General features: G+C 41.9%; 12 protein-coding genes. 6 read left to right on the top strand and 6 right to left on the bottom strand.

Going from position 1 to position 13,910, the window contains the following annotated elements; all coding sequences use genetic code 11:
* Positions 1-262: 262 nt before the first annotated feature.
* The 3 genes from QNI29_RS02225 to QNI29_RS02235 form a co-directional block, all read right to left on the bottom strand.
* Entirely contained in the window at positions 263-1,012 is a 750-nt protein-coding gene (locus QNI29_RS02225; RefSeq protein WP_231419142.1) for an HAAS domain-containing protein, read from the bottom strand.
* 5 nt (positions 1,013-1,017) lie between these two features.
* The gene (locus QNI29_RS02230; protein WP_231419144.1) at positions 1,018-1,344 is read right to left on the bottom strand and encodes a PadR family transcriptional regulator; all 327 of its coding nucleotides are present in this window, start codon (positions 1,342-1,344) and stop codon (positions 1,018-1,020) included.
* A 406-nt stretch (positions 1,345-1,750) separates the two neighbouring features.
* The gene (locus QNI29_RS02235; RefSeq protein WP_231419147.1) at positions 1,751-2,575 is read right to left on the bottom strand and encodes a Cof-type HAD-IIB family hydrolase; all 825 of its coding nucleotides are present in this window, start codon (positions 2,573-2,575) and stop codon (positions 1,751-1,753) included.
* Between the two features lie 315 nt (positions 2,576-2,890).
* Between QNI29_RS02235 and QNI29_RS02240 the strand changes: the two genes are divergently transcribed.
* Positions 2,891-4,192, top strand: a complete 1,302-nt coding sequence (locus tag QNI29_RS02240) for an aldehyde dehydrogenase (protein WP_231419149.1) — start codon at positions 2,891-2,893, stop codon at positions 4,190-4,192.
* Positions 4,193-4,273: 81 nt separating this feature from the next.
* On the opposite strand, the gene QNI29_RS02245 is transcribed toward QNI29_RS02240, so the two are convergent.
* Positions 4,274-5,155: an NAD(P)-dependent oxidoreductase gene (locus QNI29_RS02245; protein ID WP_231419152.1), complete on the bottom strand. Its 882-nt coding sequence runs from the start codon at positions 5,153-5,155 to the stop codon at positions 4,274-4,276.
* Positions 5,156-5,516: 361 nt separating this feature from the next.
* Here QNI29_RS02245 and QNI29_RS02250 point away from each other — a divergent pair, with 361 nt between their 5' ends.
* The 3 genes from QNI29_RS02250 to QNI29_RS02260 all read left to right on the top strand — a co-directional run bounded on the left by QNI29_RS02250 (position 5,517) and on the right by QNI29_RS02260 (position 10,126).
* Positions 5,517-8,492 (top strand): carbohydrate binding domain-containing protein, encoded by a 2,976-nt coding sequence (locus QNI29_RS02250; RefSeq protein WP_231419154.1) that lies wholly within the window; start codon positions 5,517-5,519, stop codon positions 8,490-8,492.
* A 143-nt stretch (positions 8,493-8,635) separates the two neighbouring features.
* Positions 8,636-9,022 carry a GntR family transcriptional regulator gene (locus QNI29_RS02255; RefSeq protein ID WP_231419156.1) on the top strand — a complete coding sequence of 129 codons (387 nt, stop codon included), beginning with the start codon at positions 8,636-8,638 and terminating at the stop codon, positions 9,020-9,022.
* A complete protein-coding gene (locus tag QNI29_RS02260) occupies positions 9,023-10,126 on the top strand; it encodes a DUF1648 domain-containing protein (RefSeq protein ID WP_231419158.1) in 1,104 nt (367 codons plus the stop codon).
* Positions 10,127-10,269: 143 nt separating this feature from the next.
* Here QNI29_RS02260 and QNI29_RS02265 read toward each other — a convergent pair whose 3' ends face one another.
* Entirely contained in the window at positions 10,270-10,983 is a 714-nt protein-coding gene (locus tag QNI29_RS02265) for a DsbA family oxidoreductase (protein WP_231419160.1), read from the bottom strand.
* A gap of 160 nt (positions 10,984-11,143) precedes the next feature.
* Between QNI29_RS02265 and QNI29_RS02270 the strand changes: the two genes are divergently transcribed.
* Both QNI29_RS02270 and QNI29_RS02275 read left to right on the top strand, forming a co-directional pair.
* Entirely contained in the window at positions 11,144-12,022 is an 879-nt protein-coding gene (locus QNI29_RS02270; protein WP_231419370.1) for an SMP-30/gluconolactonase/LRE family protein, read from the top strand.
* Positions 12,023-12,054: 32 nt separating this feature from the next.
* The gene (locus tag QNI29_RS02275; RefSeq protein ID WP_231419162.1) at positions 12,055-12,519 is read left to right on the top strand and encodes a UPF0158 family protein; all 465 of its coding nucleotides are present in this window, start codon (positions 12,055-12,057) and stop codon (positions 12,517-12,519) included.
* 39 nt (positions 12,520-12,558) lie between these two features.
* Here QNI29_RS02275 and QNI29_RS02280 read toward each other — a convergent pair whose 3' ends face one another.
* A complete protein-coding gene (locus QNI29_RS02280) occupies positions 12,559-13,773 on the bottom strand; it encodes a DUF4317 domain-containing protein (protein WP_231419163.1) in 1,215 nt (404 codons plus the stop codon).
* Positions 13,774-13,910: the final 137 nt, after the last annotated feature.

A 13,910-nucleotide genomic window follows, 5' to 3' on the forward strand; every position in this document is an offset into this window, starting at 1 on the left:
TGACTTTTCCGAGAGAATAATGAAGAAAAAGGTCACAGAGTCAGCCGATCTGTGACCTTTTCATAGCTTCGCAGATGTAAAAGGGAAGAGAAGAGGGTGATCTGTGACCTTTTCATAGCTTCACAGATGTGAAAGGGAAGAGAGGAGTGCTATCTGTTCCCTTTTCTTATGAAAAATCACACAAAAGGTAACAGATGAAGAAAAGCGGGGCCAGGGACCTGACCCCTCGTCCCGCGGGACAAGGGACCCGTCCCCCCATCCCTCAACTATGTTGCTCTCTCTTCGACACAATCAATAGATAAAGACCAACCAACGCAAGGGGGAGGGTCCCGGAAACGATGAGCTTTGTATCCTCTGCAATACTTGTCATATCAATAAACACCCTTGGGAGGAACCAAAGAAGAGGGATGATAATGGTTACCCATGATTTACTCCATAGAGCGACTCCGATAAAGACGGAGATGGAAACAGCGACTGCTAGAATGACGCCAACGGTTCCAAATTCAATAGAAGGGGTTTCAAAAAAGCGATCTACATAATAAATAACGATAAATAAGGATGCAGGGATCATTCCAACGAGGGATAAAAAGAGCCATTGCTTGGTTTCGGATAATGAGCTGGTTGCTAAATATCTAAAAGCAATTCTAAACATAATAAAAAGGTTGATAAATAAAATTAAGGGATAGCCGATGAGTTCAAGCAAGGAATATTCCATAGTACCGCGAATCGCGTCATCTATTAGTATAAATGAAAAGGCACCAAGGAAGATAATAGGGATATACTTTAACACTCCAGTAAGGTCAAATGGCATTTCATCTGCTACTTGATTCATGTACTCTTTTGGGGACTGCCCGATGATTTCTTCTACATCTTTCCCGTGCTTCTCAGCCTCGTGTAAATGATCTTTTAGCTCTTCAACGATTTCATTAATTTCTTGTTCATTTTTTCCACTGGATAATAAGTAGACTCTCAGGTTATCTAGAAATTGCTGACTTTCCTTAGACACTTTCATTTTCGTTATCCTTCCTTTCTTAATAAAGAATCAACACTACCAGAAATAGCACTCCATCTCTTCTTGAACTCTTCTAATTCGTCCTCGCCTTTTTTTGTTAACGAGTAATATTTACGTTTCGGTCCGCCTGAGGGCACTTTCTTCTGAGTGGTTGCGACAAGCCCTTCTTTCTTCATACGGAGTAAGAGTGGATAAATGCTTCCTTCCTTGACCATGGTGAACCCATGGGTATGGAGCTTCTCCATCATTTCATAGCCATACGTTTCCCCTTTTCCAATGATGGATAGGAGACACCCTTCTAAGATTCCTTTCAGTATCTGACTCGAAGACAATTCATTTCCTCCTTGGTTGATTTATACAAGTGAAACTATATTGTTATGCAAGATAGTGGGGCTAAAAAATAAGCGATACAAGTACATGTTACTACTTTGTAATGCAATATAGTTTAAAGATAATATACATATGATGGAATTTCAAGTCTAATTATTTATGGAAATAATTTCCTTGACTTAAAGTGAGGTGGGTACTGGAATAAAGCTTCTGCTGGTGAAGTGGAGAAAGCAGGCTTTCATAAAAAAGGGGCTCGCTGTTAAGAGTGTGAAGGTTAATGGGGGTGGGAAAATCATCATCGCTTGCCATTATTAATCTTGATGATGTTAAATCATAACGTTTGCTGAAATAGAAAACCGAAGAACTGCATTAGTTCTTCGGGATTTCTTTTACGTCTTGTGTAATTCGTTATTTATACGTGGAGTTCTCTTTCAATAAGAATTTCTCAACAACTTGCGCTACCCCATCATTTACATTCGTATCGGCCACAAAGTCAGCGATCTCTTTAATATCCTCTGGTGCATTTCCCATCGCGACGCCAAGACCCGCGAATTCAATCATTTCCTGATCGTTGTAACTATCACCCATGGCAATAACTTCTTCGCGTTTTATACCAAGCTCGTCTATTAATTTCTCAATACTTGTTCCTTTTGTGATACCTTTAGCCGTGAATTCAAGGAAGAATGGCTTCGAGCGCATCACGCTGAACTCGTCTCCTAGTTCGTCTTGAAGCTTCTTCTCGACGGCTTGGAGGTGCTCAGGCTCACCGACCATTAATACTTTCACAACAGGTTCTGTGACACCATCCATAAAGGAGTCTACTAATTTAATAGGTAGACCAGTTAGGTCAGATTCGATGGAGGTATAACGGTTGGCCTCTGCTGTTACGATCTCCTCACCCACGTAGGTGTGGATCTGCACGTTCTCACGCTTACTAATCTCTTCTAAGCGAGAAACCGCATCGATGCTTAACGTCTGGCTGAAGAATTCTTCGTTCGTCTGACAGTTGATAATTTTTCCTCCGTTAAAGGACAAGATAAAGCTTCCGTATTCCGCCAGAGAAAGCTCTTTGGCAAAGGGAACCATTCCATAGGTAGGTCGCCCTGATGCGAGTACGACTTTATCTCCTTGTTCTTGCACCTTCATTAAGGCCTGTTTATTGCGCTCTGAAATGCTGTGGTCATTTCCTAGTAAGGTATCGTCTAAGTCTAGAATAATCATTTGGTAAGACATCGCTGCATAATCCTCTCTTTATCTAGATTCATTTCGTATCTATTGTCATTTTACTAGAATTCTTAAGAAATAGGGATAGGTCTTTCCTTTGAAGTATAGGAATATTGTGGTTCAAAGCTGGTCTTATAGAGTTTATAGGATTGATAAAATATTGTGGTATTCGATTATTTCGTTTTCCGAAACAAATAAATTGACCATTCCTTACTTGAGGCGTATCTTTATATGCACGCTTCATTCTATCTAGGATAGATGCAATAAAGATTAAAATTTTAACATCCATTTATTCTATTAACGCATTATTAAGGAGAATTGATTATGGAAAACTATCAAGATCTTATACAAAAGCAGAAATCATTTTTCCGTACAGGAAAGACGAAAGACGTGCAGTATCGAATTGATACGTTAAATAAATTGAAAAATCTTATGAACTCTCATGAGCAGGAGATCCTGAATGCTCTAAAAGCGGACTTGAATAAACCTGAAGGAGAAACAAAGCGTGCAGAGATTGGGCTCGTCGTAGCGGAAATCAATCATATGATTGAGCATTTACCAACCTGGTCTACTCCACAAGAAGTAGAAACGCCATCAACCCATGCTGGTGCAACAAGCTATATTACACCTGAGCCTTATGGGACAGCGCTTGTCATTGCGCCTTGGAATTATCCCGTTCAATTGGCCGTTAACCCGCTTGTAGGAGCTATTGCTGCTGGGAATACAGCTGTGTTGAAACCTTCTGAGCTAACCCCGAATACATCAGCGCTTTTAGCGAAGATGATTAATGACAACTTCTCTGAAGAATACTTATGTGTTGTTGAAGGGGAAGTTGAGACAAGTACAGCGCTTCTGAAAGAAAACGTTGACTACATCTTCTTTACAGGCAGTACAGGCGTAGGGAGAATTGTAGCAGAAGCGGCAGCGAAGAATTTAACGCCAACGACACTTGAGCTTGGAGGAAAAAGTCCTGCTATTGTGCATGAGGATGCTGACCTTGATGAAACAGCAAAACGAATTGCAGGCGGGAAATTCGCCAATGCAGGTCAGACTTGCGTAGCCCCAGACTATGTCCTTGCTCATAGCCGTATTAAAGATCAATTAATCACTAAAATTAAAGAAGCGATCACAAACACGTATGGTGAAAACGTGTCAGCAAGTGACTATAACCACGTAGTAAGTGAACGACACTTTGATCGTCTGCACAACTTCTTGGATAATGGAGACTTAGCTGTTGGAGGAGATTCAGATCGAGCTCAGCTGTTTATTGAGCCAACAATTCTAGACAATGTTTCATTAGAAGATCCAGTGATGCAAGATGAAATATTCGGTCCAATCCTTCCGGTGCTGACGTATGACGAGACATCAGAAGCGATTGAAATAGTTGCAAATCGTCCAAAACCATTAGCGCTGTATCTATTCTCTGATGATCAAACGGTACAAGATGATGTACTGAACAACGTTTCCTTTGGTGGTGGTGCCATTAATGACACAATTAATCACATGACTACGCACTACCTTCCATTTGGCGGAGTAGGCGATAGTGGCATGGGAGCTTACCATGGGAAAGCAAGCTTTGATACGTTTACGCACTTTAAGAGTATCCTTAAACGTTCAAATAAATAAGTCATAAGAAAGCTGGGGATTCTCTACAAAAAGAGAATCCCCAGCTTTTATTTAAATCTAACTCTAAATCTAACTCTAAATCTATTGATCCTCAGCCATCATCTTATAATACTTATAAAGCGCGTGCGTCCCGTCATTATCTCCACCAGCTTCACTTAAGCGGTCATACAGTTCTTTAGCTAGCTTTAAGCCGGGTACCGGTAGTTCCATTCTGTCAGCTGATTCGATAGCCAGGTTCATGTCTTTAATAAAATGCTTCACGTAAAAACCGGGCTCAAAGTTCCCCTCAATCATTCGTGGTGCTAAATTGGTTAGGGAAAAGCTGCCAGCTGCCCCAAACTGAATGCTTTCTAAGACGGTCTTAGTATCGAGTCCTGCTTTCTCCGCATAGGTTATGGCTTCAACGACTCCCATCATCGTAGAAGCAATAGCAATTTGGTTACACATTTTCGTATGCTGACCTGATCCGGCAGGTCCTTGTAGCACAACGTTTTGTCCCATTGCTTCGAATGCAGGCAGTACGGCATTAAAATGTTCTTTATCGCCGCCAACCATAATTGTTAACTTCCCTTGTTCTGCATAAATGTCACTTCCTGATACAGGAGCGTCGTAGGCATGAAGATTCTTTTCCTTAGCTTGTTCAAAGATCTGTTGAGCAAGCTTTGGAGAAGAGGTCGTCATATCAATCAGGTAGGAACCAGATTTGGCGTGCTGGATAATGCCCTGGTCTCCAAGATACACTTCTTCCACATCATGAGGATAGCCAACAATCGTAATGATGATATCTGAGCTTTCGGCTAGCTGTGCCACATCCTCTTGCCATTTGGCCCCCTCTGAAACAAGCTCATCTGCCTTTGCTTTCGTTCGAGTGTACACATTTACTGGGAACCCAGCTTTCATCAAGTTACGAGCCATGCTACTCCCCATAACTCCTGTGCCAATAAATCCAACTGTTTTACTCATATGTATTCACCATCCCACATTTAATCTGTTTTCAGTATAGCAGGTAGATAAAAGGGATGATAGAAAACCGATCGGAGAGAGAGGTTGATGTTCTAAATAAAGTCTTGCTGTTCATGTCCATCCATGACAAATCAGACATAAAAGGGGGACTGTTTGTAGAAAAATATCGAAAAACTTTCCTTGAAAGGCCCGGGATCTATGATACTATTAAAGCAATTAGAAACCGCTTTCATTTTTTTTCGGTATTTCGAAACCGCTTTCGGCTATTCGTTCTGCTTTGAATGGATCAATGGAAGTATTTTTTATGCCGAAAACGAAACCGGTTTCGGTATTGAAAACAACATAATGGGAGGCTGGATGGATGAGGAAACTTTTCGTATTTTGTCTGTTGGTAGCTTTGGTACTAAGCGGTACAGTTCAAGTGGAAGCAGCGAAAAGCAAAGACGTTGAAGGAAGGTGGATGGAGCATAAAGACTTTCACCCTACTAATGAAAATGCAGCGACATCAAGACTCGCTTTCGCAGATTTATTGAATCAAGCAGTAGGATTTGCTGAGGAGGAAGAAGAGATCCTAAATCTAGCAGAAGAGCTAGGTTATTGGCAAGATGAAGAGGGAGATGGGGATTCAGCTATTAAACACGGTGAAGCTGTTAAGCTATTAACGTACTTCTTCCCAAATCAAACATGGGATGCGGATGATAAGTCTAACAAGCCTGTGAAGTGGGGACAAGCCGGTGCTTACATTCAGTCTCTTGCTGATACGGTGTTTACTTCCGGTACATACACCAATAAGACAGTTGAGGGATCAGCTCTTATTACCCAATCGGACGTTACACTTGAAAATGTCACGATTAAAGGGGACTTACTCTTAACAAAAGGCGCTAGTAATGCGGTACTGAACCATGCGACAGTAGAGGGTAATGTTTACATCGAAGCGTCTATACAAAATACAATCAAATTGGTTGAGTCCGACATCAATCAAGCGATTGTCTATACATTTGGACAAGAAGCATCTGACTGGACGCTTGTTTGGAATGATGAGTTCTTAACAGATGACATAGATCCTGATAAGTGGACATACGACCTCGGAAACTGGATTGTGGATGAGGATGGAAATGGAGTTGCTGCTGGTTGGGGAAACAATGAGCAGGAGTACTATACCGATTCGAAAGAAAACTCTTATATTGAAGACGGTCATTTAGTGATTAAAGCGAAAGAAGAAACGGTATCAGATAAGTTTGGAACATACGACTATACGTCAGCCAAGTTAAAAACGAAAGGCTTATTCAGCAAAAAGTACGGTAAATTCGAAGCGCGTATGAAGCTTCCTGAGGGCCAAGGCTATTGGCCTGCGTTTTGGATGATGCCTGAGGACAGCGTTTACGGCAACTGGCCTGTATCTGGTGAAATTGACATCATGGAGGCAGCTGGAAAAGATACGAGTACGGTTGGCGGAACGATTCACTACGGTAAAGAATGGCCGAACAATACGTATACGGGTGATGAATACCACTTCCCTGAAGGGGAGGACTACACAGGTTACCATACCTACTCTCTTGAGTGGGAGCCTGGTGAACTCCGCTGGTATGTAGATGGTGAACTGTACCAGACGTTAAACAAATGGTTTAGCAAAGGCACCAATGAAGCAGCGAATTACACATTCCCTGCGCCATTTGATCAAGAATTCTACATGATCTTAAATCTGGCTGTTGGTGGCTGGTATGGTGGTGATGTGGATGAGACAACTGAATTTCCTGGCAAGATGGAAGTGGACTATGTGAGGGTTTATGAACTAACAGGTCGTGACTATATGGAACCTGTGGAGCCAAGCTATGAGCCTGAAACTCTTCCTGAAGATGCGAAACAACCGCAAGAGGATGGAAACCTGATTTACGATACATCTTATAATGAAGGATTCACTATTGTGGATGGAACAAACGTTGACATGAACGACACATATTGGAATTTCCTTACGCTACCGGACTTTGCTGGAGAAGGTAGTATTAAAACAGATGAGGTAAACGGGACTACGTTTGCCAAGACGGAAATCATAAATCCGGGTAATGCGCTATGGGCCCTGCAATTGATTCAGAACGTTTCGATTGGTGAAGGTCGCACCTATAAGGTGAGCTTTGACGCTAAATCGGATGGGAATCGTTCCTTGATGACGAAAGTATCTGGTGGTGCTGAACGAGGCTACGCCAATTACTCTGGTGAACAAACGATGAACTTAACAAGTGAAGTTCAGTCATATGAATATACGTTTACGCTTAACCAAGAGACAGATCTTGCCGCTCGTTTAGAATTCAATATGGGTCAGACTTCAACAAACCCTGTTTGGATTGGGAATGTAAGAGTAGAAGACATTACAGGGCAGGTTGATGAATCAAATCAAAAAGAACCGTTAGCAGATGGTAACCATGTGTATAACGGAACATTCGACCAAGGTGACTTCAGCCGACTTGTCTACTGGGAAACAGTAACCCAAAATAGCGCAGAAGCTGAAGCTTATGTGACAGCAGAAGAGCGATTTATGCATATGAATATTGCAGATGGCGGATCTGATATGAAAGATATTCAGTTGAAGCAAAACGGTCTGCAATTCTTAAAAGGAAGCACCTATGACCTCACATTCCGGGCGAAGGCTCAACAAGATAAAGAGATATCCGTTAGCTTTGTGAATGAGGATGGATCCATGGTTTATCAAGAAGCTGAAGTTATTTCCTTAGGAAGTGAATGGAACACGTATACCGTTCCATTTGAAATGACGAAAGAAATGTCTGATTTGGATGGTCAACTGATCTTTAACATGGGTGGAGATGCGGCAAACGTTTATATGGATGACGTTCGTCTGGATCAAACATCTAGTTATGTTGATTACAGTGATGTTGATTTGAGTCCGTTAACGAATGGCTATTTCTTAGAAGGTATGAAATTATGGTCTAATTACGTTCACTTTGATGCTAATGCTAATGTAGAGGTAGTGGATGAAGCCTTGAATGTTGATATCACAAATGCAGGAAATGAAACTTGGAGCGTCCTTGTAGAACAACCTGGTTTAAAATTATCTAAAGGGATATCGTACGAGTTATCTTTTGACGCCAAATCTTCTGTACCACGTGATATCGAGGTAACGTTAGAGAATGCTGGTTATTACCGATACCTTAGTGAAAAAGTTTCCTTAACCGAAGACTACAATACTTTTACTTATCAATTCGAGATGCCAGCAAATGATACGGTTTCTCTAAAATATCTAATGGGCCAATTTGCTGGAGAGCATTCCATTGAGATCGACAACGTCAGTCTGGAAGTCGTTATGCCAGAACAAGCAAATTAAGATCTCTTATGAAACTAAGATGAGAATCAAAAAAGACAAGAATCGCAAATCGATTCTTGTCTTTTTTTGTCCTCTTCAAATTGTTATACACCAAATAGAACAATTTTGTTATAATAAGAGTAGAACAGAATGGAGGTGGGAGGATGTATATTCAAATTGAGCCAGACTCGGATATACCGATCTATTCCCAGGTGAGCACGCAGGTTATGGAAGAAATTATTCGCGGAGAATTGCAGGCTGGTGATGTATTGCCGTCTGTACGTGGTCTTGCAGGAGACCTTGGTGTGAACATGCATACGATTAATAAGAGTTATCATGACTTGGAGGCAAAAGGGGTTATAACGATCGTACCGAAATCAGGGGCTGTTATAAACGCGGATCCAACGAAAGATATCTCTAAAGAGCAACATGATAGATTGTCTGAAAAGCTACGACCTACTGTTGTTGAGGCTATGGTTTCAGGGATGAATGATGAACAGATTCACGCGCTTGTAGACTCAATAATGAGAAATGTAAGGGAGATGAAGTAAATGGAAGGGATCATTTTATTCTTATCCACGCTGATCGTGAGTGTCATTCAAGTTTCTATACCGTTCTTGGTGAAACGGACTGTTGTGTTTGGTGTGACGGTGCCGATGGAACATACGAAACACGCGGTGATTAAGCGATCGAAGAAAATCTATTCTCTTATTACCGGTGTGTTAACTCTTGGGGTTCTTATCACGTTCTTAGTTTGGAGCATGAGCACGAGTCCGAGCGATGTCCAGATGGCGCTAGCGGGAATGATGTTGCCGCTTCTCGTGATTGTTACGTCTCTTGCTCTTTACTTCTATTTCCATGTGAAGATCTCTAAGTTGAAGAAGGAAAAGCGCTGGTTTGAAGGGAAAAAGCAAGTGAAAATCTCAGACCTTACTATACGAGCCAACGATGAAATGCTGCCTTGGTATGTGGTTTCCCTGCCTGTCCTTTTAACGATTGGATTAATCGCTTTTACAGTAGCTAACTATAATCAATTCCCAGATCAGATTCCGGTCCACTGGGGAGCGGATGGAAAACCAGATGCTTATACGGAAAAGAGTGTCTTTTCGGTGTTATCTCTTCCGCTTATATTGCTTGTCCTTCAAGGAATGTTCGTAGGAATCACCGAGATGACGAAGCGTTCTGGTATTAAAATCCGCCCGACCAATAAACAAGCGTCTAAAAAGAGGCAAATGAACTTACGTAAATACACAAGCTGGTTATTGCTATTGGTCTCATTGTTACTAACGATGCTATTCTCATTTCTGCAAGTAATGACGCTTTATGGGAACATATTTGGCGACATGATGATCATGTTGGTACCTCTTATTTTCATGTTTCTCACATTGGCCGGATCGGTCGTCTTTGCCATTAAAGTGGGGAAAGTCGATTCTGATTTAGATGAAGTGGTTGTGACAGATCAAGATTATCAGATAGAGGAGTATGATGAAGACAGGTACTGGATCGGTGGGATGATCTACTTTAATAAGCAAGATCCTTCTGTGTTGGTAGAGAAGCGGTTCGGGATCGGAATGACGATAAACTTTGCACGTCCTATGGCTTACATGGTGTTAGTAGTTCCAATACTACTAATTTTATTACTGTCTTTCCTTTAAAGAGTATCCTTCAAAAATTGGCAAAATCCCTTTGATATCAAAGGTGATAAGCTTTTGATCAAACGTTTGATCAATTCTATTTAGTTAAAAAATAAGACAGGGCTCTAGAGCCCTGTCTTATTTCTGTACATCTAATGAAGAGTTTAGATGTCGCATCCTTCATCTGTACATACTTCTGTATCTTTCCCGCCAATGGATTCAAATGCCGGTGCTTGTTTCTCTTCTTCGTAAGCTTTCTGTAACCCTTGTAAGAAGACTTCTTTCGGCTGAGCGCCGGAGATGGCAAATTTACGGTTGAAGACGAAGAACGGAACGCCTTGAACGCCGATTTGGCCCGCTTCTTGCTCATCATTTCTGACAGCTTCAGCATATTTCTCTTCCGTAAAGGCAGCTTTTACGTCTTCTTCTGACAGACCCGCTTCTAAGGCGATTTCTTTTAAGACAGAGCGGTCCCCGACGTGTTTACCGGCTTCAAAGTAAGAATGGAACAGCTGCTCTGATACTTTGTTGCCGATTCCTTTCTCAGAAGCTCGTTGGAACAGACGATGAGCATCGAACGTATTCGTTGGAATGGTGCGATCAAAGTCAAAATCAAGCCCTTCAGCAGCTGCTTGCTGAGTCATGTTTGCTGTCATTTCTTTCGCTTCTTCCAAGCTTTTCCCGTACTTTTGAGCAAGTTTTTCATTTGTTGTCTGATTGCTATTTACTGGAGCATTTGGATCTAATTCGAAGCTTTTAAACTGTATATCAATTTCTACTTGATCGGCTTGTTCAAATTCCTTCATAGCCGCTTCTAAACGACGTTTTCCAATATAGCAAAACGGACAAACTACATCTGACCATACTTCAATTCTCATGTTAACGACCTCCATGTTTCTTTCGTGGCTCTATTATAACATCAGCGAGGCTTATAGGCATGTGAGGTGATTGGGGGGGATGGATCGATTTTATTAAGGGAGGCATTACATACTTGGTGGAAAGGGTATAAAATAAGACAAAAAGCCTCACCGAGGAGGAATAGGGATGCACGTCGAACTCATCGTAGATTCGAAATCGTTATTAGGGGAAGGACCCAGTTGGGATCGTGAGAAGAAAGTGCTTTACTGGGTTGATATCTTGGGGGAACAAATCCACTTTTATCAACCTAACACTACTGAGAACAAAACCATTGATGTTGGACAGGTTCCTGGAGCTATTGCCCCAAGGGAAAATGGGGGAGCCGTGCTTGCTCTTGAGAATGGATTTTACGCTTATAATGGAGCTGGTGAGACGTTCGAGTTTATTTGTAATCCTGAGGAACATTTACCTCATAACCGTTTCAATGATGGCAAGTGTGACCCGGCGGGGAGATTTTGGGCAGGAACAATGGACAAAGAAGAGGAAAAGAGGAGCGGGACTCTCTATTGCCTCGATGAGAACCGTTCTGTTAAGGAGAAAGTCACTGGGGTAGGCATTTCAAATGGAATAGCGTGGTCACCGGATCACACGTACATGTATTACATTGATACATTCGACAATCAGGTGGTACGGTATCAGTATGAAATGGCAACAGGTGAAATCCAGAATCCTGATTCAGTACTTTCATTTGAGCAGGAAGAGGGTGCTCCAGATGGAATGACGATCGATGAAGAAGGGATGCTTTGGATTGCGCACTTTGGCGGAGCTAAAGTGTCCAGATGGAACCCTGCGACAGGTGAAAAAGTAGATGAAATCCAGGTTCCTGCTCTCAATGTAACGTGCTGTGTCTTCGGCGGAGAGAACATGAATGAACTGTTTATCACTACTGCCAGGAAAGACATGAGTGAAGAAGACCTTCAGAAATATCCACATGCAGGCGGGCTCTTTAAAGTGAAAACCAACGTGCGTGGTTGCGAATCTTACAAGTTTTCAGGATAGGATCAAGAAATAGTAAGGAAGGAATGAGACTGATGAAAGTGAACCTTCAAACCATTGCAGAAAACGCAGAAATAAATGATGGCGATGTAAATATCTATCTAGACAAAGAGACAGGTCAATTGGTCAAGATTACACATGATGAGATTCGTGATGCAAAAGATGAAAAACCAGTTGATCATTTACCTGATTGGCAGCAAGAAAACCGCAAATGGGCTGACTTGTTTGTAGCTGATGAGGATGGCCGCTTCGTAGAATTGCCCACACCTCGTGACCTGGACGAGTACAGGGTGATGGAATCCTTTGCTCAATCGGTAGAGGATGAAGAGAAAGGAAACAAGTTACTCCGCGCCATCCGTGGACGAGGAGCTTTCCGTCGCTTTAAAGATATGGTCGGGGATCTGGGCCTTGAGGAAGATTGGGTTGCTTACCGCGAAACTCAATTTCTCAAAGTCGCTAAGAGATGGTGTGAGGATGAAGGAATTCCTTACGAATCCTAAATTGATCAAACGTTTGATCAAGGAAAAGAGGGAGACAGTTTAACTGTCTCCCTCTTCATTAACTTCTGCTTTTGAAGCTCCGCCAAAGGCTTCTGGTAACATCTTAAAGCCTTCGATCTCTGCGTCTTCTTCTAGCTCAATCATTAGATAACGTCTTCCGTCGAAGTTGACTTGTTTGACGTGCTCTAAGTCTTGAGGACTGATTGAAATATTGGCGAGCTTTGTATTGATTTTAATGGATTTTGATTTGTATTTCGGTACAATACTGCTTGCTTTTAATTCATAGTTATCGTTTTCTGTGTACTTCTTAAAGGATTCTTTAATCTTCTCAGAATCAATTTTCTCTTGTTCGACACCGCTCATTGTGAGGACCCGTTCAACGTCTTTGTAATCGAGCTTCGGAGGCTCATCCCCCTCCTCGTGATCTTCAACAACCTGGTTAACCTCCCGGTAGACGTTTCCAAGCGTAGAGGGATTCATTTGGTCCCCAACAACATCACGAATGACTTCCTCAAAGACCGCCTTATCTTCCATCGCTGTCATCGGCTCTTCTCCGTTTAACACTTCTTCTACGAAATGAAGATCCGGCTCATGAGCTTTTCCAGAAGCATAAAGAATATGGTTCACATCAGCTGTGTGATTCGTGAACGTAGGGAAGAGGAAACCTCCCATTGGGGTATTCAGATCAACCACAGGGTCGACTTCGATGTTGTACTTAAATTCTTTCTGCACATAGTCAAATTGATATTCTTTCTTAGGGTCTTGTGTTTTATTTACGCTACAGAGAATGAAGGGATGAGAGTAGACGGTATCACGATCGCTTTCTTCCGATTCTCCACCGCCTCTGCGTGTCGGTTTCAGATATTCTGCCCGGACGAACGTAATGACGACATCATGTTCATAGGGGCGTTCTGCGATCATTTTCTCTGTCATATAGAGCATTTCCTGCATCCAGTCCTGAACATTATTGGTTAAGAGGCCTTTATGTAGGATGAGCTGCGCATGGTTTTCGGCCTCTCTTTGAAACTTAAGTTCAAATAATTTCTCATCAAGCTGTCCTGTGAGCAATTTCTTGAAGTTGTTCATAAATAATTCCTGCTGTTCTCGCTCTAGCAGTTCAAAGGGCTGGCTCTGGTGGTGATAGATCTCAGTTGTTTCCCTCATAATATAGACGTTAAAGATGTTCTGGATCTTTAATAGGTCATTATCGACTTTCAGCTGCCGGCGAATTCCGGCGATATCCTTCTTATCCATCGGTCGTTCACTCCTACGTGGTTGTGCTTATAATAGTATATTTTAACATAGCTTACTCCCTTAAAAGAGGTAGAATCTCATAGAAATAGAAGATATAATACGAGTAGGACATAGGCCGAAGTAGTCGCGTGAGAGGA

The organism is Pontibacillus chungwhensis, from assembly GCF_030166655.1.
Taxonomy (GTDB): Bacteria; Bacillota; Bacilli; order Bacillales; family BH030062; genus Pontibacillus.